The organism is Nonomuraea sp. NPDC050310 (assembly GCF_040655795.1).
Lineage (GTDB): Bacteria > Actinomycetota > Actinomycetes > Streptosporangiales > Streptosporangiaceae > Nonomuraea.
Genome location: NZ_JBFAKP010000002.1, coordinates 294034 through 316635 on the forward strand (window position 1 = coordinate 294034; position 22602 = coordinate 316635).

Sequence of the window (22602 nt, forward strand, 5' to 3'; positions counted from 1 at the left end):
GCCGCCCAACGGTCGGAGTCACCTGCTGTTCCATGCCTTGACCAGGTTCCAGCTGACGGCGACCTTCCAACCAGGGGTGTCCTGGTCGAACTTCTTCCCGCTGTTGCTGTTGTTGCCGAGGAAGAGTTCCTTCCAGTAGTGGCGCAGGTAGCGGCCACTCAACACGTATGACTCGTACGTGACCCCGGCCCCCGCGAATCCGGGCTTGGGGCAGAGCGTGGCGTCGCCGGCGAACCGAGCGGTCCCGTCCGGGTATCCCAGCCCGACCTGGAAGCCCTGTCGGGTCAGGTAGCGGCCGGGCTGGCTCACCGACTCGATGGACACGCATCGGGGGTCGGCGAAGCCCGGATGGATTCGCCAGGTGGCCAGCGCCTTGGTGGAGGCGGAGTCGTGTTCCCCCACGCGATCGATCATCAAGCGCTGATCCTTGATCAGGATGTACATGTCCTTCACGTTCGGCGCGTCGGTGATCCGGATGGAGGTGGTGGTGATCTTGGGCTTGGCCGTGGCCGCCCCGACGGTGAGCCGGGAGTAGTCCACCTTGCTGTCGTGCGCGATGAAGCCCACCCGTCCGGTGCCCGGATCCTGACCGAAGTCGCGGACCTGCATGAGCCGGCCATCCAGGTAGATCCGGTAGAGACTGCCGTTCTTGACGACCTTGATCAGGTGTTCGTCCGCCGGGTCGAAACCCGGGGGCAGTGGCACGTGCTGCGACCCGCGGTCCTTGCCCCGGATCTTGCCCACCGTCAGCAGCCTGCCGAGGTCCTGCTGGAGGAAGACATGGACGTAGTTGCCGGGATCGGCGTAGGGCACTCGAAGGCCGTACTTCGGAGACGGGAGATCGGGTCCGGTGGCGGTCAGGCGAATCTGGACCGAGACGCTCTGCTCGCGGCCCATACGGTGGCCCAGATGGAGGATCTGGCTGACCGATTCGCCGTTGAACGAGGTGAGGCGCACGCTCTGCGGACCGTTGCTCCGCCACGTCCCGACCACTTCGGACCCGGACACGCCGCCCCAATACGGGTCGTCGGGCGCGGCCTTCTTCCGGACGGGCTTCTTGACTGGCGGGCTGGTGGCGACAGGGGACACGCTTCCGAGCGGCGACGCCTGAGGGCCAGCCGTTCCCGGGGTGATCGTAGGCGTCACAAGAGTGGTGGTCCTGCCGCCAGAAGCTGCTCCAGGGCCGCTTCCGACCGCAGCACCACCCGGCAGCAGGTTGGTCGTCGTCAGCACGATCGCCGCAGCAACCGCCACTGCTGCCGTGGACACCGCCAGAATGACGGGCTTGCGGCCGGCCCTACCTCTGCCCGAGCGCGTTCCGGCGCGCTGTTCCCGGGGTCCAGCGGCGGGAATCGCCTTCGGCGCACCGAGCAGATTCGAATGGACCTGTTCGGCTGTGGGCCGAAGGGCGGGATCGCGATTCAGGCAGGCAGCCAGAATCGGCTGCAATTCCTTCGGCACCTCGGACAGGTCGGGCGCGGCGTTCAGCACACGGTTGAGGATGGCCATCACATTGCCGCCGCCGAACAACGGCTGCCCGGTGGCCGCGAAGGCCATGGTCGCGGCCCACGAGAACATGTCGGCCGCGGGACCGACCGATTTGCCCTCGATCTGCTCCGGCGCCATGTAACCGGGAGTGCCGACCGGTCCTGAGAAGGTGGTGTCCGCCTCGGTCACGCTCGCGATGCCGAAATCGACGACTCGTGGCCCGTCCGGACCGAGCAGCACATTGCCCGGTTTGAAGTCGCGGTGCACCACGCCGGCTCGATGGATGGCGACCAAGGCCGCGCTGGTGGAGATCGCCAGCCGGGTCAGCGCCCCGGGCTCACGCGGTCCTTCGCTCCTGACCGCGTCCTGCAGGGAGGAGCCCTCGATGTACTCGCTGACGACGTACGGCGGCCGGTGCAGCATGTCCACGGCCAGCACTCGCGCTGTGCAGAACGAAGCGACCTGCCGCGTGTTGTCCACCTCGCGCTGGAAGCGCCGCAACAGGTCGAGTTCGCGCGCCCGTCGAATGTGCAGGGTTTTGACGGCCACCGGTCGGCCGTCGGGCCCCTCGGCCAGGTAGACCGTTCCCTGGCCGCCTTCGCCAAGGAATCCGGTCAGCCGGTATGAGCCCAGGCTTTCGGGATCTCCTGGGCGTAAAGCGCTGACTCCTGACACTTGTCCCCCATAGCTCTCAGGAATCCCAGAGCCCCCGAAACTCTGAGGAATCCCGAAGAGTAGAGGATCAGTGTCGCGCCCGTCAGCCGATTCAGGGCTGGACGGAGGCGTGGGCCGCCGGGGCGAGGTTGTCGCCCTTGAGCCAGGCCGACACGACGCGGGCGATGCGGGGGCCGGCCTGGCCGTCCCAGAGGACGGGCAGTTCCTCGGCCGGGATGGCGGCGCCGTCGGCCAGGGCCTTGGCGGCGGCGGCGGGCAGCGAGGCCGGGGTGACCAGGCGGTTGGTGCCGTGGGTGACGGTGATCGGCCGCTCGGTGTTGGGCCGGACGGTGAGGCAGGGCACGCCGAGGATGGTGCTCTCCTCCTGGACGCCGCCGGAGTCGGTGACGACGAGCGAGGCGCCGCGCACCAGGGAGAGGAAGTCCACGTAGCCGAGCGGGTCGACGACGAGGACCGACTCGGAGGAGACCAGGCCGGCCTCGGCCAGGCGGGTACGGCCACGCGGGTGGATCGGGATGACCAGCGGGATCTGCTCGGCCACGGCCAGGACGGCGTCGACGAGCTCGCGGGCGGCCTCGGGGGAGTCGACGTTGGCCGGCCGGTGCAGGGTGGCGACGGCGTACCGCGCGGGCAGGCCGAGCCGCCCCACGACGGGCGCGGGGTCGAGCTTGGGCAGCGCGGTGTAGAGGCTGTCGATCATCGGGTTGCCGACGAGGTGGACGCGGCGCGGGTCGACGCCCTCGGCGGCCAGGTAGGACAGCGCGTCGGGGGAGGTGGCGAACAGCAGGTCCGACAGGGAGTCGGTGACGATGCGGTTGACCTCCTCGGGCATGCTCCGGTCGAAGGAGCGCAGGCCCGCCTCCACGTGCGCGGTCGGCACGCCCAGCTTGGCGCAGACGAGGATCGCGGCGAGCGTGGAGTTGACGTCGCCGTAGACCATGACCAGGTCGGGGGCGTGCTCCTCGACGACCTCCTCCAGCCCGACGAGCAGGGCGGCGGTCTGCTTGGCGTGGGTGCCGGAGCCGACGCCGAGGTTCGCCACCGGCTCGGGCAGCCCGAGGTCGGCGAAGAAGACGTCGGACATCAGGGCGTCGTAGTGCTGCCCGGTGTGGACGATGCCCTGACGGACGCCGAGGGAGTCCAGGGCACGCACGACCGGGGCGGCCTTCGGGAAGTTGGGCCGGGCACCCAGCACGTGCAGGACCAGGGGGTTCTCCCTCATCTACCTTGCCTTTCAGGTTTGCTGAGCAGGGCTGGTCAAATCGGTGCCTATGGTACGGTCACCGACGTGGTATCCGACCCCAGACGTCCAATTTCCGCCAAGTCGGCCAAGGCCGGAGTGGGCGGACTCGTCAAGGGCTTCCTCCAGCACCCCGTGATCGTCGGCCGGGTCGTCGTCGCCAAGGTGAAGTCCGACCCCGTCCGCGTGGCCCAGGCGGCCGCGGACGCGCTCCCGCCGAGGCTGCGCCCCATCGTGGGCAAGGTCGCCTGGCCGGCCGCGCGCGGCGTGCGCCGGCTGGTCCGCAAGGTCGGCATGCGCATGATCAAGGCGCCTTGGAACGAGGCGAAGCAGCACTGGGACAAGGGCCGGGTGACCCTGGCCGCCGAGACCCTGGAGCCGCACGCCAAGTTCCCGTTCATCAAGCGCCGCGCGGAGTACTACCGGGGCGAGCTGGAGGCGATCAGCCCGAACCCGATCCCGCCCGGTGCGCGGATCGAGGTCGGCGAGCGCGTCCAGGGCCGGGTGCTGCACCTGGTCACGAACGCTCTGCCGTACACGCAGGCGGGCTACACCGTGCGCACGCACCGGATCGTCACCTCGCAGCAGGCCAAGGGGCTCGACCCGCACGTGGTCACGAGCTGGGGCTGGCCCATGATGCAGGGCCACGCCACGGCGGAGCCGTACGAGGAGATCGACGGGATCCCCTACCACCGGCTGCTGCCGGACGGCGGCGACGTGCCCTTCGAGACGCGCGGCCGGATGCTCAGGGGCGCCGACGCGGTCACCAAGCTCGTGGCCTCGCTGCGCCCGCAGGTGCTGCACGCCGCGACCGACCACCGCAACGGCTCGGTGGCGCACGCGGTCCGCGAGCGCACCGGCACGCCCTTCGTCTACGAGGTCCGCGGCTTCCTGGAGGAGACCTGGGCCTCGCGCGACGCCGAGCGCATCGGCAGCGAGCGGCACCTGCTGCAGCGCGACCGTGAGGCCTTCCTCATGCGCGAGGCGGACGCGGTCGTGACGCTGGCCGAGACGATGGCGGTCGAGATCGTCGAGCGCGGCGTCGCCAGGGAGCGGATCTTCCTGGCCCCGAACGCGGTGGACGACACGCTGCTGACCGCCGAGTACGACGGCGAGACCTTCCGCAACCAGATGGGCATCAGTCCCGGCGAGGTCGTCGTGGGCTCGGTGTCCAGCATCGTGGCCTACGAGGGCTTCGCGACGCTGCTGCGCGCGGCGGCGCTCCTGCGTGACCAGGGCAGCGCGGTGCGCGTCCTGATCGTGGGCGACGGCGCCGAGCGCGAGAACCTGCTCCAGCTCGTCGAGGAGCTCAGGCTCACCGACGCGATCCTGCCCGGCCGGGTCGGCCCCGAGGAGGCGCTGCAGGCCCAGGCGGCGATCGACATCTTCGCCTGCCCGCGCGAGGACCTCCGGGTCTGCCGGCTCGTTACGCCATTGAAACCCGTCGAGGCGATGGCGCTCGGCAAGCCGGTCGTGCTCAGCGATCTGCCCGCGCTCTCCGAGCTCGTGGGCTCGGACGGGGCCGGTGCGCTGGTGCCGCCTGGCGATCCGGCGGAGCTCGCCAAGGTGCTGGCCGCCCTGCGCGAGGACCCCGCTCGCCGTGCCGAAATGGGCGCGGCCGGAAAGGCGGAAGTCGCGGCGAAGCGCACGTGGAGCCGCGTTGCCGAAACCTATAGAGGTCTCTATGAGTCGCTTGCCCATTGATCACCCTGTCGGTTCTGACGGTTTCCGTAGCATTAGGCGTGAGCTAGGTGGACTTGAGATAACCTTTGCGACCATGAAGTGTTGTTTCCGGCTTGCTAGGGCAGCGCAGTGACTGAATTCGACTTGGCCGTCATCGGACTGGGCTACGTCGGCATGCCGCTGGCCAAGGAGGCCGTCGCGGCCGGGCTGCGGGTCGTCGGCTTCGAGGTCGACTCCCGCAAGGTCGACGCGCTCAACTCCGGTCAGTCCTACATCGACGACCTCACCGACGCCGACCTCCAGCACATGCTGGCCAACGGCTTCACGGCCACGCTGGACGACTCGGTCCTGGCGCGCAGCGCCACCGTCGTCATCTGCGTGCCGACCCCGCTCGACGAGGACCACCGCCCCGACCTGTCCGCCGTCGAAGGCGCGACGAAGACCGTGGCGAAGAACCTGACCGCGGGCACCCTGGTCGTCCTGGAGTCCACCACCTGGCCCGGCACCACCGACGAGGTGGCCAGGCCGCTCCTGGAGGCCTCCGGCCTGACCGCGGGCGCCGAGTTCCACCTGGCCTTCTCGCCCGAGCGCATCGACCCGGGCAACCCCAAGTACGGCCTGCGCAACACGCCCAAGGTCGTCGGCGGCTACACCGCGGCCTGCCGCGACCGCGCGACGGCGTTCTACGCGCAGTTCATCGAGCAGGTCGTCCCGGTCAGCGGCACCCGCGAGGCCGAGATGGCCAAGCTGCTGGAGAACACCTACCGGCACGTCAACATCGCCCTCGTCAACGAGATGGCGATCTTCTGCGACGAGCTCGGCATCAACCTGTGGGAAGCGATCGAGGCCGCGGCGACCAAGCCGTTCGGCTTCCAGAAGTTCCTGCCCGGCCCCGGCGTCGGCGGGCACTGCATCCCGGTGGACCCGAGCTACCTGTCCTACACCGTGCGCAAGCTGGGCTACCCGTTCCGGTTCGTGGAGCTGGCCCAGGAGATCAACGAGCGCATGCCGTCGTACGTGGTCAACCGCGTGCAGCGACTGCTCAACCGGCACAAGAAGGCCGTCAACGGCTCCAAGGTCGTGCTCCTCGGCGTGACCTACAAGGCCGACATCGCCGACGAGCGCGAGACGCCGGCCCTGCCGGTCGCCCGCGCCCTGCTGGAGCTCGGCGCCGACCTGGCGTTCGTGGACCCGCACGTCCGGCAGTGGTCGGTGGACGGCACCGCGGTGCCGCGTGAGGAGGACCTGGCCCAGGCGGTGGCCGACGCGGACGTTACGCTGCTGCTCGTGCAGCACGCCGCTTTCGATCTGGACCTGGTCGAGGCCAAGGCCCGGCTCGTGCTCGACACCCGCGGTGTGCTCACCGAGGGTGAACGCATCGAGCGGCTCTAGCGACAGGAGGGCTGCGCTCAGTGCACGTGCTCGTCATGACGGTGGTGCATCACCCCGAGGACGCGCGGATCCTGCACCGGCAGATCCGCGCGCTCGTGGATGCCGGTCATGAGGTCACGTACGCGGCGCCGTACACCGCTCGCGGAGTCGTTCCGCGACCCTGGGTGACCGGGATCGACCTGCCACGGGCGGCCGAGCGCAAGCGCTTCGCCGCCGTGCTGGCCGCGCGCAAGGTGTTCAAGCAGCTCCGCGACAAGGTCGACCTCGTCCTCATCCACGATCCCGAGCTGCTCTTCGCCGTCTGGGGGGTGCGCCGCCGTCCCCCGGTGATCTGGGACGTGCACGAGGACAACCCCGCGACGCTCTCGCTCAAGCCGTGGCTGCCGGCGCTGTTCCGGCCGCCCGTCCGCTTCCTGGTCCGGCTGCTGGAGGGCACGGCGGAGCGCAAGCTCCACCTGCTGCTCGCCGAGACCGCCTACGCCGGGCGGTTCAAGGAAGCGCACCTCATCGTGCCGAACGAGACCTGGGTGCCCGACTCGGTCACCCCGCCCGGCGACGACCGCGTGGTCTACCTGGGCTGGATGTCCTGGGCTCGTGGCGTGCAGGAGGCGGTCGAGGTGGCCCGGCTGCTGCAGCCGTACGGTGTGACGGTCGAGCTGATCGGCTACGCCGACCCGCAGTCCCGGCCCGTGCTCACCCAGGCCGTCGCCGACGGCGTGCTGGAGTGGCGCGACTTCATGCCGAACGACGAGGCGCTCAAGCGGCTCGACGGCGCGCTGGCCGGCCTGTCGCTGCTGCACGACGAGCCGAACTACCGGCACTCCATGCCGACGAAGATCGTCGAGTACATGGCGCACGGCATCCCCGTCATCACCACGCCCTCGCCGCGCGCGGTGGAGCTGGTGGAGCGCTACGACAGCGGCGTGGTCGTGCCGTGGCAGGACCCCAAGGCGGTCGCCCAGGCCGTCCTCAACCTCCGTGACGACGAGCGTGAGCGCAAGGCGCAGGGTGCGCGGGGCTACACAGCGGCCCGCACGAACCACCACTGGCCCAACTCGGCCCGCCGGTTCGTCGCCCAGCTCGAAGCGTGGGCGGGAATCAAGTAGACCGTGCGCTGGCTACTCGGGCTGCTCGCAGCGGCCATCATCGCCGCCGTGGTGGCCGTGGTGATGGTCCTGCCGGGCGACCCCCGGCCGGTCGCCGAGCGCACCCCGGTCACGCCGTCGAGCTCGGCGTCCGGTTCGCCGAGCGCCACACCGTCGAAGATCGTCGATGAGTGCGGCACCTTCGACACCCGCCAGCGCGTCTCGTACGCGGTGACCGGTTATTGGATCACGCCCTCCACCAACCCCTGCACCTGGCGCCACCAGATGGAGGAGATCCACCGGGTGGGCGGCGACACCGTGATCCGGATCGGGTACGGCCTGCAGTACCGCGCGGTCAAGAACGGCCGGGTGATGAAGAACGGCGAGCCGGACCCGCAGTTCGCCGAGTGCGTCGACAACGGCCGCCCGTGCGTCGAGGCCGCCGAGGCCGACCTCGCCCAGGCCGCGCCGGGCAGCCGGATCAACCGGGTCTACGCCTACCGCACCGACGAGCACTTCGGGCCGGACCTGTTCCGCTGCCCCAAGGTCGAGAAGATCATCGAGACCGGCGGCAAGCGCGTCTACTACCGGCTGCTCGCCCCCTCCGACGGCTCCGACCCGGACTCCTGCGACTTCACCCGGCCGCAGGACTACGACCTGATCCTGATCGCCGCCTCGGCCAAGGACAGCCTCACCCAGCTTCTGGAGCTGGGCGAGCGGTTCCAGGTCGCGGTCTTCCCCGCGCTGCCGCTGGCCCCCCGCGACCCGGACCGGCCGATCCGCGCCGACCCGGAGCACTTGGGCGCGCTGACCACGCTGACCCGGCGCATCCTGCACGACTACGGCCAGCGCTTCCGCGACAACGAGTGGCTCGGCGGGGTCTACCAGCCCTTCGAGGTCCAGATGACCGAGGCGCTGAAGAGCAACCCCACGCTGGAGATCTTCCGCGAGCAGCACACCATCGTGCAGCAGGAGCTGCCCGACAAGCAGGTGCTGATCTCGCCGTACATCGACGCGCGCAAGCGGGTCGCGCACGGGCAGAAGCCGGGCCAGGTCGCCCAGGGCTTCCAGGCGCTGGCGGAGACCGGCGTCGGCATCATCGTGCCGCAGGACGGCCGCGGCACCGGCAAGGGCGCGCTGTTCTGGCCGGACGAGGCCGGGGAGGAGGTCGACGCCCGGCTGCGGCCCGTGGTGGGCGAGACGACCTACGGCTCGGCCTACCACGGCTCCACCCGCGACTACTTCCGGGCGATGGCCGCGGTGCGCGACAAGCTGATCGAGCAGGGCGACGACGTCGAGCTCTGGGCCAACGTCGAGGCGTTCGAGCCCTCCGGCCGCGAGCCGTGCGCGGCGCAGGGCACCCGCGGCAAGACCGACAAGCGCCGCCTCGACCAGGCCGTCGCGATGACCGGCCGGTACGTGCAGAAGGTCGTCTCCTACATGTGGAGCGACTTCATGACCTGCGGCTCGCCGTCGATGCAGGACGACCTGCTGACCGACGCCGACCGGCCCATCGCGGTGGACGCCATCCGGCAGGGCGGCGACACCGGCGACGGCCTGCGGATCCGCGCCTACCAGTTGGAGACCGGCGGCACGGTGACCGTCACCTGGTCCGGCGGCAACCGCTCGATGAGCATCACCTCGGTCGAGGAGGCGCTGGAGGACCAGGCGGAGGGTCTGCTGGAGGCGTGGGTGCCCTTCGACTGGGGGCAGGTGCCGGCCGGCGAGTGGGTGCGGGTCGGCGTGACCAGGGCGTCCGGAAAGGAAGCAACGGAGCCGTTGCACGTCCGCATCCAGTAACGTGCCTGGCATGGTCCCCAGGATTCCGGTCAGCGTGGACCTCGTCGTGCTCACCGTCCGCTGCAACGCGCTCTCCGCCCTGGTGTGGCGGCGGGACAATCCGCCGTTCCTGCGCCGGTGGTCGCTTTCCGGTGGGTTCATCCAGCTCGACGAGGACCTGCCGGACGCGGCGCGGCGCATCCTGGCCGAGCGGGCCGGCCTGCCGGGCGCTCCGGTGCACCTGGAGCAGCTCCAGACCTACGGCTACCCCGACCGTGACCCGCGCCAGCGGGTGCTGAGCGTGGCCTACCTCGGGCTCGCCCCCGACCTGCCCGCCTCCGAGCAGGCGCACATGGCCTGGGTGCCGGTCGACGACCTGACCGCGATGGCCTTCGACCATCGCCGGATCATGCTGGACGCCATCGAGCGGGCCCGCGCCAAGCTGGAGTACACCCCGCTCGGCGCGGCCTTCTGCCCGCCCGAGTTCACCGTGGCCGAGCTGCGCCGCGTCTACGAGATCGTCTGGGGGCGGCAGCTCGACCCGCGCAACTTCCACCGCAAGGTGACCAAGGCCGAGGGCTTCCTGGTCGAGACCGGCGCCACCACCACCCGCGACGGCGGCCGCCCGGCCAAGCTCTACCGGCGCGGCCCCGCCGAGCTTCTGCACCCGCCGATGCTCCGCTCGCTCAAAGAGCCCTGAGCAGCCGTTCCCCGAAGGCACGGCAGCCCGCCCGGAACGCGGCCGGTGCTTCGTCGAGGGTGAAGTCGGCGTCCAGGAAGGCCAGGCTCAGCAGGAGCCACTGCCACGCGTCGAGCCTGAGCACCACCTCGGTGCGCCCGTCGCCGAGGTCGGTCAGCTCGGCGTCCTGGTGCCGTAGCGCGTCGGCGACCGCCTGGATCGGCGCCGCGACGGTGAGCACGACCCGCTCGCGGTCGCGGTTGAGCCCCTGCCGCAGGTAGTCCACGGCCGAGCCGGCCGGCAGCGGCCTGGGGGTGAACCCCGTGGTCGAGATCCGCAGCCCGGAGATGCGGTCGGCGCGGAAGACCCGCCAGTCGGCCCGCCCGGTGTCCCAGGCCAGCAGGTACCAGCGCTGCAGGTGCAGCACCTGCCGGTGCGGCTCCACCCGGCGGGCGGTGCGGCCGGCGTAGTCGAAGGTGACCTGGAGCCGGCGCTGGATGGCCTCGGCGAGGGTGGCCAGGTCCTCGGCGCTGGTGCTCGGCGCGATCGAGGTGCTGGTCTCCAGGCTGGCGCGCAGGTGGGCGGCGCGGTGCCGTAGCCGCCTGGGCAGGTACTGGTCCACCTTGCCGTAGGCGCGGGTGGCCGCCTCGTCGACGCTGCCCTCGGTGGCGCTGCCGGTCGCGGCCAGGGTGGCCAGGCCGAGCAGGGTGGCGATGGCCTCGTCGTCGTCGAGCACGAGCGGCGGCATCGCGTTGCCCGCGGTCAGCCGGTAGTACCCGCCCGGTCCTGGCTGCGCCTCGACCGGGTAGCCGTAGCCGCGCAGCCGGTCCACGTCGCGGCGCAGCGTCCGCGGGCTCACGCCGAGCCGGGCGGCCAGCTCGTCGCCGCCGAACGAGCGCCCCGACTGCAGCGTGGTCAGCAGGGCGAGGACGCGCTGGGTGACATCGGCCATGCCCTCCAGCCTATTGCGGCCAGGATCCGTCCGCATCTGCGCCTAGCCTTGACGTCATGGACATCCGTATCAGGGGAGCTCGGACCAACAACCTCAAGGCCGTGGACGTGGACATCCCGCGCGGGCGGCTGGTCGTGTTCGCGGGCGTGTCCGGATCGGGGAAATCGTCACTGGTCTTCGACACCATCGCGGCCGAGGCCGGGCACCAGCTCAACGAGACCTTCCCGCCGTTCACCCGCAACCGGCTGCCGAAGTGGAGCCGGCCCGAGGTGGAGGAGATCAAGGGGCTGTCACCGGTGGTGGTGATCGACCAGCGCCGGCTCGGCGGCAACGCCCGCTCGACCGTCGGCACCATCACCGACGCCTGGACCTACCTGCGGCTGCTTTTCTCCCGCATCGGGACGCCGCACGTGGGCGAGTCCAACCACTTCTCCTTCAACGACCCGGCCGGCATGTGCCCGACCTGCTCCGGACTCGGCGAGGTCGTGGTGAGCGCGGTCGAGCGCTTCCTCGACCTCGACCGCTCGCTGGCCGAGGGCGCCATCCTGCTGCCCGGCTTCGGCAACGGCGGCTACTGGTACGCCCAGTACGCCGACATCGGCAGCTTCACCGCCGACACCCCGCTGCGCGAGTGGACGCCGCAGGAACGCGAAGCCCTGCTGTACGGCGGAGCCGCCGCCGCGGCGCTCGGCGTTCGCCCCCCGGCCGACTACGAGGGCATCGTCGCCCGGTTCGAGCGCATCTACCTGCACACCTCCGACAACCTGTCCGACCGCAAGCAGGAGGCCATCGCCCGCTTCACCCGCTCGCAGAGCTGCCCCGACTGCCACGGCGACCGGCTCAACGAGGCCAGCCGGGGCGTGACGGTGCTCGGGCACACCATCGGCGAGCTGTCCCGTATGGAGGTGACCGAGCTCGCCGACCTGGTCGGGCGGGTGACCGAGCCGGCCGTGGCCCCGGTGCGGGCGGCGTTGCTCGACCGCCTGGGCGCGATGGTCACCATGGGTCTCGGCTACCTGCACCTGGGCCGGGCGACCACGACGTTGTCCGGCGGGGAGTCGCAGCGCATCAAGACCGTCAAGCACCTGGGCAGCAGCCTCGTCGAGATGCTCTACGTGTTCGACGAGCCCACCGTCGGCCTGCACCCGCACGACGTGCAGTCGATGATCACCCTGCTGCGGCAACTGCGCGACCAGGGCAACACCGTGCTGGTCGTCGAGCACGACCCGGCCGTGATGGCGGTCGCCGACCAGATCGTCGAGATCGGCCCCGACGCCGGGGCCGGAGGCGGCGAGCTGGTCTTCCAGGGCCGGTTCGAGGACCTCAAGGCGGCTCGCACCGCGACCGCGCTGGCCCTGGCCGCCCAGGCGCCGGCCAAGGCCGCCCCCCGCGCCGCGACCGGCGTGATCACCGTCGCCGGAGCCACCCGCAACAACCTCAAGGACCTCACCGTGGACTTCCCGGCCCAGGTGCTGACCGTGCTGACCGGTGTCGCCGGCTCCGGCAAGTCGAGCCTGGCCGCCGAGCTGGTCGCCCAGCAGGGGGCCGTGGTGATCGACCAGCGGGCGCTGAGCACGAACCGCCGCTCCACACCCATCACCTACACCGGCATCGCCACGCCGATCCGCAAGCTGTTCGCCCAGGCCAGCGGGCTGCCGGCGGGCCACTTCAGCGCCAACTCCGCGGGCGCCTGCCCCGACTGCAACGGGCTGGGCGTGATCTACACCGACCTGGCCTTCATGGACGGCCAGGAGACCGTCTGCCAGACCTGCCAGGGCCGCCGCTTCACCCCCGAGGTGCTGACGCACCGGGTCAACGGGCTGTCCATCGCCGACGTGGACGACCTGACCATCCACGACGCCCTGGACCTGCTGCCCGACGCCGCGATCCGGCGCGGGCTCGGCCACCTCGACCGGGTCGGGCTCGGCTACCTGCGCCTGGGCCAGCCGCTGACCACACTGTCGGGTGGCGAGTGCCAGCGCGTCAAGATCGCCAAGGAGCTGCGCGACAGCGCGGAGCCCACGCTGTACGTCATGGACGAGCCCACCACCGGCCTGCACCTGCGTGACATCGCCACCCTGCTGCGCATCCTGGACCAGCTCGTCGAGCAGGGGCACACGGCCGTCGTCATCGAGCACAACGTCCAGGTGATCCGGCACGCCGACTGGGTGATCGACCTCGGCCCCGGGCCCGGCAAGCACGGCGGCCAGGTGCTCTACGAGGGGCCGGTCGCCGGGCTCAAGGACACCGCCACCGCCGACGCTATCGGGTGAAGCGGTCGTAGCCCACGAAGGTGAACAGCCGCTCGCCCGGCGCGAGCGGCTCGGGCTTGCCCTCGAACCGGTGCACGCCGACCCCGAAACCGAGGCCGGGGTCGGAGGTCCAGACCCGCTCGAAGCCCAGCTCCTCGAACCACCGGCAGATCAGCGGCACCCGGTCGGGCTCGCCCCGGTGCCGCGTCCAGATCACCGTGCCGCCCGGCGCGCAGAGCTGCGGGACGAAGCCGACCGTGCGCCGGATGTCCTCGTCGGAGATGTTGCCGAAGACGCCGCAGATCAGCACCACGTCGGCCGGGGCGGTCACCAGGTAGTGGTCGGTCAGCGCGGCGTCGCCGGTCACCACCTCGACCCCGCGCAGCCGCGCCGATTCGGCCGCCGACCGGGCGCGCGCGGTGTTCTCCGGGTCGAGCTCGACCAGCAGGGCCCGCACGTCGTCGCGGCGCGGATGGTCGGGCAGCACCCCGAGCAGGTCGCGGCCCTGACCCGCGCAGAGGCTGATCACCCGCAGCGGGCCCGGCGGCGCCTCGTCGAGCGCCAGGCGCAGCCGCTCGCGCACCACCTCCAGCCGTGCCGCCAGCACGGAGCCGGGCCGGTCGTACTCGTGATGCCAGCCGTGCCAATCCATGATCAAGAGATTAGGCCGGAGGCGGGGGCAAATCCATGCCTGCGCCGAGGATTCCGGTGAGGAGCCAGTCGAGGCCGAGCGCGAAGTTGCGGGCGATGTGCTCCTGCGGCACCACCGCCCCCTCGCCCGGGTTGAACGCAGCGAAGCCGATCGTGTAGACGATCAGCACCCGGCGGGCCTCCACCGCCTGCTCGCCGTGCACCCCGCCTTTGGCCAGCAGGTCGAGCATGATCTCGCCCAGACGTTGCGCCTGCGGGCCGCGGGCGCCCTGGCGGCTCAAGTAGAGCGGCACCAGCTCGGCGTGCTCCAGCAACACCCGGTAGGTCGCCGTCATCAGCTCGCGCACGCCCTGCTCGGGCCGCGGGTCCTCCGGGGCGGGGATGCCGCCGAGGACGTCGTCGAGCAGCTCGTCCACCAGGGCGGTCTTGCTCGGCACATGCGAGTAGAGCGTGTTGGGCCGCACGCCCAGCCGGTCGGCCAGGGCCCGCATGGTGAGCGCGTCGAGGCCGTCGCGGGCGAGCAGGTCGCGGGCCGCGGCGAGGACGGTCTCCCGGTCGAGACCGGCGCGCTGGCCTCGGGCTCTTGGTGGGGTCATGAGGGTAATGTACAGTGTCCAATTGAATTGGACGCTGTACAACTTGGAGTCTGGACATGACGCTCACCGGAACCGCGGCCGGCGTGCCGTACCTCGCCGTGCCGCCCGCCACGCCGAGCCCTGACGCGCCCGTCGTCCTGGCCTGGCACCTGCTCGACTCGCCGCGCACCCCGGCCGCCCTCGCCGCCGCCCTGCCGCTGGACGGCCTCGACGCCTGGCGCGTCTACCTGGGCCTGCCCATGACGGGCGACCGGCTGCCCGAGGGCGGCTGGCCGGAGGTCATCCGGCTGGCGAGCGAGGACGCCGTGCGCAACATGCACCGGCCCGTCGTGTACGGCGGAGCCGAGGAGTTCGCCGCCGCCTGGCCGGAGCTGAAGCAGGCACTCCAGGTCGAGCCGCGCTCGCTCGGCGTCGTGGGCGGCTCGATGGGCGCGGCGGTCGCCCAGCTCGTGGCCCTGGAGAGCGGCCTCGACATCGAGGCGGCCGTGCTGGTCAGCCCGGTCGTCCAGCTCCGGGCCGCCGTCGCCGCGGTCGGCAGACGGTACGGCATCGCCTACCCCTGGACGGCCGAGACCGACGCGGTGGCCGAACGGCTCGACTTCGTGGCCAGGGCCGCCGAGTTCGGGCCGACCCAGGTGCTGCTCGTCGTGGGCGAGGAGGACGACCGGGAAGGCTTCCTCGACCCGTCGGCGGCGCTGGCCGAGGCGCTGGGCGGGCGGGGCAGGCTGGCCACGATCCCCGGCATGGGGCACTCGCTCGCCGACGAGCCCGGCACCGACCCCGCGCCGCAGACGCCGCACGCCGCCGCGGTGGACCGCCTCGCCACCGGCTGGCTCCGCGAACGCCTGTAGGTTGACCGGCTGCGGGGGTGCGACCACGGGGCACATGCCGTACCTGCCGGCTGGACTGACGGCCTGTCCAGGGGACTCTGAGTGTGCCGAGCCGAAGACGGCCTCATAAGGTAAGGCCATGCCTCGTTTCCGCTCCATCCTGGACACAATGCCCGGCTACGTGCCGGGCAAGGCCGTCGTCGGGCCGGACGGCCGGTCCTTCAAGCTCTCCTCGAACGAGTCCCCCGACGAGCCGCTGCCCTCGGTGGTCGAGGCGATCGCGGCCGGCGCCCGCCAGGTCAACCGCTACCCCGACCCGGCGGCGACCAAGCTGACCGAGGCCATCGCGGCCAAGTACGGCGTGCCGGCCGAGCACGTCGCGCTCGGCCCCGGCTCGGTGACCGTCGCCCAGGAGCTGTTCGAGACGATCAGCGAACCGGGCGCCGAGGTCATCTACGCCTGGCGCTCCTTCGAGGCCTACCCGCTGCTCGCCGACCTGGCCGGGGTGACCTCGGTGAAGGTGCCGCTGAAGGGTGAGGACCACGACCTCGACGCGATGGCCGCGGCGATCACCGACCGCACGCGCATGATCTTCGTCTGCAACCCGAACAACCCGACCGGCACCGCGATCCGCCGCGACGACCTGCTCGCCTTCCTCGACAAGGTGCCGCAGGACGTCCTGGTCGTGCTGGACGAGGCCTACCGGGAGTACGTGCGCGACCCCGAGATCCTCGACGGCCTCACGGTCTACCGGGAGCGGCCCAACGTGGCGGTGCTCCGTACGTTCTCCAAGGCGTACGGCCTGGCCGGCCTCCGCCTGGGCTACCTGATCGCGCCCGAGCCGGTCGCGGCGGCGGTGCGCAAGGTGATCGTGCCGTTCGCGGTCAACCACCTGGCCCAGGTGGCGGGCATCGCCTCGCTCCAGGCCGGCGACGAGCTCCAGGAGCGCGTGGACTACGTGGTCAAGGAGCGCAGCCGGGTGCGCGACAGCCTGATCGCCCAGGGCTGGACGGTGCCGGTGAGCGAGGCGAACTTCGTCTGGCTGCGCCTGGGCGAGGCCAGCGCCGAGTTCGCCGCCGCCTGCGCGGCCGAGGGCGTGGCCGTGCGGCCCTACGGCACCGACGGCGTGCGCATCTCGATCGGCACCCAGGAGGAGAACGACGCCTTCCTGGCCGCCGCCGAGCACTACCTCAAGCGCTGACCTTCACGCGCTGACCTTCACGCGCTGACCTTTTCTGGGTCCGGTGCCGGTTTCGGGCGTCGCTCGGTCGAGATGACCAGGGCGACGCCCACCACGATCACCAGGCCGCCCAGCAACACCTTCGGGGTGACCGGCTCGCTGAGCACCAGCGCGCCGAGGACGACCGCCACGACCGGGTTGACGTAGGCGTAGGTGGACACCAGCGAGATCGGCGCGTTGCCCAGCAGCCACACGTACGAGGTGAAGCCGACCAGCGAGCCGACGACGATCAGGTAGGCCAGCCCGATCCAGGAGCGGCCGGAGACCGCCGCCAGGTCGAGCCGCTCGCCCAGGCCGCTGCCGAGCACCAGCAGGCCCAGCCCGCCGACGAACATCTCGACCGCGCTGGCCGCGAACGGGTTGGCCGGCATCGCGATCCGGCCGGACAGGAACGAGCCGATCGACCACGACAACGAGGCGAGCAGGATGATCACGATGCCGAAGGTCGACCCCTCGCCGCTGCCGGTCATCGAGAGCGCCGCCACGCCGGCGAAGCCGATCAGCACGCCGGCCAGCGTGACCAGGCCGGGCCGGTCCCGCACCAGCAGCCGGAAGACGACCAGCCACAGCGGCACCGAGGCGACCAGCAGGGCCGCCAGCCCGGAGGAGATGTGCTGCTCGGCGACGGCGACCATGCCGTTGCCCGCGGTCAGCAGGAGCAGGCCCACCACGGCGGCCCCGACGAACTCGCGCCTGGTCATCCGGAAGGCCTGCCGGCCCTTGGTGGCGAGCACGACCGCGCCCAGGATGAGCGAGGCGGCCACGAACCGCATGGCCCCGTGCAGCATCGGCGGCAGGGTCTCGATCGCCACCGCGATGCCGAGATACGTCGAGCCCCACACCACGTAGACCAGGCCCAGGGCCACCCAGATCAGGAGGCGCTTGCGGCTGTCACTGGTGTTGGCATTCATAGCTCATGACAATAGCTTTGCCCGCTGACAAAGCCGCAAATGGGGCGGCCCGCCGGCCCTGGGAAAGGGGAAGGGGGACGGCGGGCCTGTTCAGTGGGTCATCACCGGGGACCCAGCTTCTCCACAATGAGCCGGTAAAGCTGCCTCGGCCGACCGGGCTGAGGGGTGCGGTTGGGCGGAAGCGGCCACGCGAGTCCCTCGTCAACCAACGTGCGCAGCAACCGCCGAGCCGTGCGCGGCGTGACGCCTAGCATCCGGCCCGCTCCCTCGGCGTCGACCACCGTGTCCCCGCCCTCCAGCTTCGCGGCCAGCCGGGCGAGCACCTCGATGCCCTTGGGCTTGAGCGCCGTGGAACCGCTCGGTGGCATCCGCGGCGCCGGAACCAGCGCCCTGCCCTCCCGGTCCACGGCGAAGCCCTGCGCCTGTTTGCCCGCCTGGGTGCGCGCCAGCGCGGCCCGTGCGTGCGACTCGGCGTCGTGCGTGGTGCGGCCCATCCCGACCCCGACCTCCACCGCGAGGCCGAGCTCGTCCCGGATGCGCGCGGCGAAGGGCAGGACGCGGAAACCGTCCGTCGCCCCCGCGATGCTGCCGCGCGTGGCCGTCACCAGATAGCTGTGATCGTCGATCGGCCACACCGTCGCGTTGATCCGGTTGGCCTCCTGCACCAGCAGGCGCTGGAGGGACAGCCGGAGCTCGTCACGCCAGTAGCGGGGGGAGGCCCGCCGTACCGGCTCGCGGAGCGTGGGCACCTCGACCAGCACCACGGTGAGCTGCGACTCCTCCAGCCGGTGGTGCGCGCCGAGCAACGCCGCGGTGTGCAGCGCCGTACGCACGGCCGCGGAGGTGGGTTTCACCCTGATCACCGGCACGCCGGAGCTCTGCAGCCGATCGGCCACCATCGGCAGGCAGGTCAGCGCACCGGTGGTGACCCCCTGCCGAGCCAGCCGCTCGTGGTAGGCCGCGATCGTGCCGGTGGCGCCCGGCTCGTCACGGCTGTGGACGTCTGTCGTGGGTATTCCCAGATCTGTATAGGCCTCCTCGACCTCTGACCTGCTGATCACGTCGACGCTGACCCTTGTGGGGTCGAACCGAGTGTCCAGCGCAGCCTTGCCCAGCGCAGCGACGAGCGCTCCGCCGCCCAGTTGCACGTAGGTCGCCGGCATGGTCAACACACCGGACCGCCTGGCCAGCTCGTAGGGAACCGGGCTGGCGAACAGGCACGCGTCCACTCCGGGACCGAGCCTGGTGACCTTGTCTGCTGCCTCCTGCTCGTCGCGATACGCGGCGGCTACCAGTCGGCAGGGGAGGGGCGCGGCTGCGTGGCCCATGAGCATGACTCTCTCGACGAGGTCATGGGGACCCACCACACCGATGGTGAGGTCCGGTGTCATGGCGCCCGGGCGTGACACTCGGGGAGGTTCTTCGGTCCGCTCGACCAATGTTCGTCCCATCCTGCCGTCCGTTGCAGTCCTTGAATGGCGGGGAAGCTCCGGAGTGAAGCTTCCTCCTTTTGGAACGATCGCTTGCGGGGGCCGTAATGTCACGCCCGACTTTTCCGGAAAGCCGTTCTGGTTGACCGCCCGGAAGGGTGTCAGGGCAGCTCAGGGGCTATATCAACGGGTTCTTTATGACCCAGAAATCTCTCGCGTAATGTCCGCGCCCAGTGCCCGCATTCGCTCGGCCAGTTGGGCGTGGCCGCGGTCGATGAGGTAACCCTGCTCGATTACCGTCTCACCGTCGGCCGCCAGTCCCGCCAGCACCAGAGCGATCCCGGAGCGCAGATCGTGCGCGGTGACCCGCGCGCCGGTGAGCGGGGTGGCGCCGTGCACGATGGCCCGGCCGCCGTCCACCTCGATCTGGGCGCCCATCTCGCGCAGCTCCTTGGCCAGCTCGAAGCGGCCGTCGAAGATGCGCTCGTGGATGTAGCTGTCGCCGGCGGCCTGCGTGGCGACGGTCATCATCGGCGACTGCAGGTCGGTGGCGAAGCCGGGGTAGGGGGCGGTGATGATGTTGATCGGCCGCAGCGCGCCGGTGCAGGTCACGTGCTGCACCGCGCCCTGGCGGGTGAACTCGACGCCCATCTGCTCCAGCTTGTAGCGCACGACACCCAGATCGAGGCCGGTGCCGACGAGCGAGACCTCGCCGCGGGTGAGCGCGGCGGCCATGGCGAAGACGCCGGCGTCGAGCCGGTCGGGCATCACGGTGTGCTCGACGGCGTGCAGCTCCTCCACGCCCTCGACGGTGATGAAGCCGGTGCCGCCGCCGCTGATCCGGGCGCCCATCTTGGTGAGCATGTCGATGACGTCGAGGACCTCGGGCTCCTGCGCCGCGTTCTCGATCACCGTGACGCCCTTGGCCAGCGCGGCGGCCATGATCAGGTTCTCCGTGCCGGTGTGGCTCGGGGTGTCCAGGTAGAGGGTGGCGCCGGTCAGGCCGGAGGCCTTGACGTGGATGACCGTCTCGCCCTCGTCGACGATGGCGCCCAGGCGCTTGTAGCCGAGGTAGTGGAAGTCGAGGTTGCGGCTGCCGAGGTTGCAGCCGCCGACGCCCTCGACGATCGCCTCGCCCAGGCGGTGCATCAGCGCCGGGGTGAACAGCACCGAGCCGCGGAAGCGGCGCGCGATCTCGGCGGGGAGCACCGCGCTGGTCAGCCGCGAGGCGTCGATGACCAGCGTGCGCTCGGCCTCGTGCAGCTCGACCTGCGCGCCGATCGTCTCGGCGAGCTCGACCGCGCGGCGGACGTCCTCGATGATCGGGACGTTGCGCAGGACCGTCCGCCCCTTCGGCGCCAGCAGGGCCGCACCGATCATGGGCAGCACGGCGTTCTTCGCGCCCTGGATGAACGCGGTTCCACGCAGTGCGTTGCCTCCGCGCACGCGGTAACGGACCATTTCCTGCCGCTCCCCTGGGTAGTTATCGGTCAGGGGCTAACAGTAACCGTTGATAACCCGTGGGATTGCCGAACTACGCGGTAAAGGAGTGACCTGTGAGGCGTTCGTACGCATCCAGGTAGCGTTGCCGGGTCTGTTCGACGATCGCGTCCGGGAGCCGGGGCGGCGGGTTGCCCGACGACTTGTCCCAGCCGGAGTCCGGCGAGGTCAGCCAGTCGCGGACGAACTGCTTGTCGAAGGAGGGCTGGGGCCGCCCGGGCTGCCATTGGTCGGCCGGCCAGAAACGGGAGGAGTCCGGGGTGAGCACCTCGTCGGCCAGGGTCAGCACGCCGTCGGAGTCGTGGCCCAGCTCGATCTTGGTGTCGGCGACGATGATCCCACGCTCGGCCGCCAGCTCCGCACCCCTTTTGTAAACATTTAGCGTGATTTGGCGGAGCTTTTCAGCGGTTTCCGCGCCCACGATCTCCACCACCTGCGCGAAACTGATCGGCTCGTCGTGCTCGCCGATCGGCGCCTTCGTCGACGGCGTGAAGATCGGCTCCGGCAGCCTGGACCCGTCCTCCAGCCCCGGCGGCAGCTCCACGCCCGAGACCTTGCCGGTGGCGCGGTACTCCGCCAGCCCGCCGCCGGTCAGGTAACCGCGTGCCACGCACTCGACCTGGACCATCTGCAGCGGCTTGCACACCACGCTGCGCGCGTCCGGCCCGTGCGCCACGATGTGGTTCGGCAGCAGGTCCTCGAGCTGCTCGAACCACCACAGCGAGAGCTGGGTGAGGATCGCTCCCTTGTCGGGGATGCCCGGTTCGAGCACGTGGTCGAAGGCCGAGACGCGGTCGGAGGCGACCATGAGGAGGTTGCCCTCGTCGGTTAGGTAGAGGTCGCGTACCTTGCCGGAGTGCAGGTGCTTCATCGGGCGATGTCCGTCCTGTGGTGCGAGCCGCGCAACTCGATGCGCCCGGCCAGGTCGTAGGCGTTGCGGCGGGCGGTCTCCTGGTCCGGGCCGTTGCCCAGTACGGCGAGCACCCGGCCCCCGTCGGCGACCAGCCGGCCGCCGTCGAGCTTCGTCCCGCAGTGCAGGACGTAGGAGTGGTCGGTGGCGTCGATCCCGGTGATCGGGTCGCCCTTGACCGGCGTCCCCGGGTAGTTCTCGGCCGCGATGATCACCACGACCGCCGAGCCGTCGCGGAAGGCCGGGACGGTGCGCAGCTCGCCGGTGGCGCACTCCAGCAGCAGCCCCGCCAGCGGCGTCTCCAGCCGGTCGAGCAGCACCTCGGTCTCGGGGTCGCCGAAGCGGGCGTTGAACTCGATGACCTTCGGCCCCTTCGAGGTGAGCGCCAGCCCGACGAACAGCACCCCCTGGTACGGCAGGCCGCGCCGGGCCAGCTCGGCGATGGTGGGCCGCACGACCTCGCTCATCACCTGCTCGGTCAGCCCCTCCGGCGCCCAGGGCAGCGGCGTGTAGGCGCCCATCCCGCCGGTGTTGGGCCCCTCGTCGCCGTCGTAGGCGCGCTTGAAGTCCTGGGCCGGCTGGAGCGGCACGGCGGTCGTGCCGTCGCACAGCGCGAAGAGCGAGACCTCCGGGCCGTCGAGGAACTCCTCGATGACCACCCGCTCGCACGAGGCGGCGTGCGCCAGCGCCTGCTCCCGGTCATCGGTGACGACGACGCCCTTGCCCGCGGCCAGTCCGTCGTCCTTCACCACGTACGGCGCGCCGAACTCGTCGAGCGCCCGCTCGGCCTCGGCCCGCGTCGTGCAGGTGCGCGAGCGCGCGGTCGGGACGCCCGCGGCGGTCATGACCTGCTTGGCGAAGTCCTTCGAGCCCTCGATCCTGGCCGCCTCCTTCGAGGGGCCGAACACGGGGATGCCCGCCTGCCGTACCGCGTCGGCGACGCCGGCCACCAGCGGCGCCTCGGGGCCGACGACCACGAGGTCGGCGGCCAGGCGGGTGGCCAGCGCGGTCACCTCGGCGGGGTCGAGGGCGTCCACCGGGTGCAGCGTCGCCACCTCGGCGATGCCGGCGTTGCCGGGGGCGCAGTGGAGCTCGGTCACCTGGGGGTCGAGCCGCAGCGAACGGCACAGGGCGTGCTCGCGGCCGCCGGATCCAATCACAAGAACGCGCACGTGCCTCATTGTCGCAGGCCCGGCGGAGGTGGCCGGATGCGGTCACATTCTTTGGCCGGTTTTACCTGATCGCTGGGGGTCGGGGGAGTATCGTCAGGGTGGTCTAGTCCGCCTGTGGTAGATTAGGGCAGCTTTGC

18 protein-coding genes are annotated in these 22602 nt (G+C 71.1%); 8 read left to right on the forward strand and 10 right to left on the reverse strand.

The features are described 5' to 3' along the window. Nucleotides 1-18: 18 nt before the first annotated feature. Together AB0I67_RS07615 and wecB are read right to left on the reverse strand one after the other, a co-directional pair. Nucleotides 19-2163, reverse strand: a complete 2145-nt coding sequence (locus tag AB0I67_RS07615; RefSeq protein WP_357919230.1) for an AbfB domain-containing protein — start codon at nucleotides 2161-2163, stop codon at nucleotides 19-21. Nucleotides 2164-2254: 91 nt separating this feature from the next. Continuing rightward, entirely contained in the window at nucleotides 2255-3385 is a 1131-nt protein-coding gene (gene wecB, locus AB0I67_RS07620) for a UDP-N-acetylglucosamine 2-epimerase (non-hydrolyzing) (RefSeq protein WP_357919233.1), read from the reverse strand. Nucleotides 3386-3502: 117 nt separating this feature from the next. Here wecB and AB0I67_RS07625 point away from each other — a divergent pair, with 117 nt between their 5' ends. The 5 genes from AB0I67_RS07625 (at nucleotide 3503) to AB0I67_RS07645 (ending at nucleotide 10042) form a co-directional block, all read left to right on the forward strand. Beyond that, nucleotides 3503-5107: a glycosyltransferase family 4 protein gene (locus AB0I67_RS07625; RefSeq protein ID WP_357919236.1), complete on the forward strand. Its 1605-nt coding sequence runs from the start codon at nucleotides 3503-3505 to the stop codon at nucleotides 5105-5107. 108 nt (nucleotides 5108-5215) lie between these two features. After that, nucleotides 5216-6478 carry a nucleotide sugar dehydrogenase gene (locus AB0I67_RS07630; protein WP_357919239.1) on the forward strand — a complete coding sequence of 421 codons (1263 nt, stop codon included), beginning with the start codon at nucleotides 5216-5218 and terminating at the stop codon, nucleotides 6476-6478. A 20-nt stretch (nucleotides 6479-6498) separates the two neighbouring features. Continuing rightward, entirely contained in the window at nucleotides 6499-7584 is a 1086-nt protein-coding gene (locus AB0I67_RS07635; RefSeq protein ID WP_357919242.1) for a glycosyltransferase, read from the forward strand. 3 nt (nucleotides 7585-7587) lie between these two features. Beyond that, nucleotides 7588-9363: a DUF4434 domain-containing protein gene (locus tag AB0I67_RS07640; protein ID WP_357919244.1), complete on the forward strand. Its 1776-nt coding sequence runs from the start codon at nucleotides 7588-7590 to the stop codon at nucleotides 9361-9363. A gap of 10 nt (nucleotides 9364-9373) precedes the next feature. Beyond that, complete coding sequence (locus AB0I67_RS07645; protein ID WP_357919247.1) at nucleotides 9374-10042, forward strand: NUDIX domain-containing protein; 669 nt, start codon at nucleotides 9374-9376, stop codon at nucleotides 10040-10042. Here AB0I67_RS07645 and AB0I67_RS07650 read toward each other — a convergent pair. After that, nucleotides 10029-10973, reverse strand: a complete 945-nt coding sequence (locus AB0I67_RS07650; protein ID WP_357919250.1) for a YafY family protein — start codon at nucleotides 10971-10973, stop codon at nucleotides 10029-10031. The genes AB0I67_RS07645 and AB0I67_RS07650 overlap by 14 nt on opposite strands. A 56-nt stretch (nucleotides 10974-11029) precedes the next feature. Here AB0I67_RS07650 and AB0I67_RS07655 point away from each other — a divergent pair, with 56 nt between their 5' ends. Further along, the gene (locus AB0I67_RS07655) at nucleotides 11030-13246 is read left to right on the forward strand and encodes an excinuclease ABC subunit UvrA (RefSeq protein ID WP_357919253.1); all 2217 of its coding nucleotides are present in this window, start codon (nucleotides 11030-11032) and stop codon (nucleotides 13244-13246) included. Here the strand turns inward: AB0I67_RS07655 and AB0I67_RS07660 are convergent. Both AB0I67_RS07660 and AB0I67_RS07665 read right to left on the reverse strand, forming a co-directional pair. Beyond that, nucleotides 13236-13877, reverse strand: coding sequence for an SAM-dependent methyltransferase (locus AB0I67_RS07660; RefSeq protein WP_357919256.1), 642 nt, complete (start codon nucleotides 13875-13877; stop codon nucleotides 13236-13238). The two genes, AB0I67_RS07655 and AB0I67_RS07660, sit on opposite strands and share 11 nt — an antisense overlap. A 10-nt stretch (nucleotides 13878-13887) precedes the next feature. Then, nucleotides 13888-14472 (reverse strand): helix-turn-helix domain-containing protein, encoded by a 585-nt coding sequence (locus AB0I67_RS07665; protein WP_357919259.1) that lies wholly within the window; start codon nucleotides 14470-14472, stop codon nucleotides 13888-13890. A 56-nt stretch (nucleotides 14473-14528) separates the two neighbouring features. Between AB0I67_RS07665 and AB0I67_RS07670 the strand changes: the two genes are divergently transcribed. Next, a complete protein-coding gene (locus tag AB0I67_RS07670) occupies nucleotides 14529-15323 on the forward strand; it encodes a prolyl oligopeptidase family serine peptidase (protein WP_357919262.1) in 795 nt (264 codons plus the stop codon). A 118-nt stretch (nucleotides 15324-15441) separates the two neighbouring features. Next, the gene (hisC, locus tag AB0I67_RS07675; protein ID WP_357919265.1) at nucleotides 15442-16503 is read left to right on the forward strand and encodes a histidinol-phosphate transaminase; all 1062 of its coding nucleotides are present in this window, start codon (nucleotides 15442-15444) and stop codon (nucleotides 16501-16503) included. A 17-nt stretch (nucleotides 16504-16520) separates the two neighbouring features. On the opposite strand, the gene AB0I67_RS07680 is transcribed toward hisC, so the two are convergent. From AB0I67_RS07680 to purD, 5 genes are all read right to left on the reverse strand, one after another. After that, nucleotides 16521-17453 carry an EamA family transporter gene (locus AB0I67_RS07680; protein ID WP_357919268.1) on the reverse strand — a complete coding sequence of 311 codons (933 nt, stop codon included), beginning with the start codon at nucleotides 17451-17453 and terminating at the stop codon, nucleotides 16521-16523. A 101-nt stretch (nucleotides 17454-17554) separates the two neighbouring features. Next, the gene (locus tag AB0I67_RS07685; RefSeq protein WP_357919271.1) at nucleotides 17555-18844 is read right to left on the reverse strand and encodes a GTP cyclohydrolase IIa; all 1290 of its coding nucleotides are present in this window, start codon (nucleotides 18842-18844) and stop codon (nucleotides 17555-17557) included. A gap of 234 nt (nucleotides 18845-19078) precedes the next feature. Continuing rightward, nucleotides 19079-20344 carry a UDP-N-acetylglucosamine 1-carboxyvinyltransferase gene (murA, locus tag AB0I67_RS07690; protein ID WP_357919274.1) on the reverse strand — a complete coding sequence of 422 codons (1266 nt, stop codon included), beginning with the start codon at nucleotides 20342-20344 and terminating at the stop codon, nucleotides 19079-19081. A 73-nt stretch (nucleotides 20345-20417) separates the two neighbouring features. Then, nucleotides 20418-21254, reverse strand: coding sequence for a phosphoribosylaminoimidazolesuccinocarboxamide synthase (locus AB0I67_RS07695; protein WP_357919277.1), 837 nt, complete (start codon nucleotides 21252-21254; stop codon nucleotides 20418-20420). Continuing rightward, the gene (gene purD / locus AB0I67_RS07700; protein ID WP_357919280.1) at nucleotides 21251-22465 is read right to left on the reverse strand and encodes a phosphoribosylamine--glycine ligase; all 1215 of its coding nucleotides are present in this window, start codon (nucleotides 22463-22465) and stop codon (nucleotides 21251-21253) included. The genes AB0I67_RS07695 and purD overlap by 4 nt, the downstream gene beginning before the upstream one ends. Nucleotides 22466-22602 lie beyond the last annotated feature (137 nt).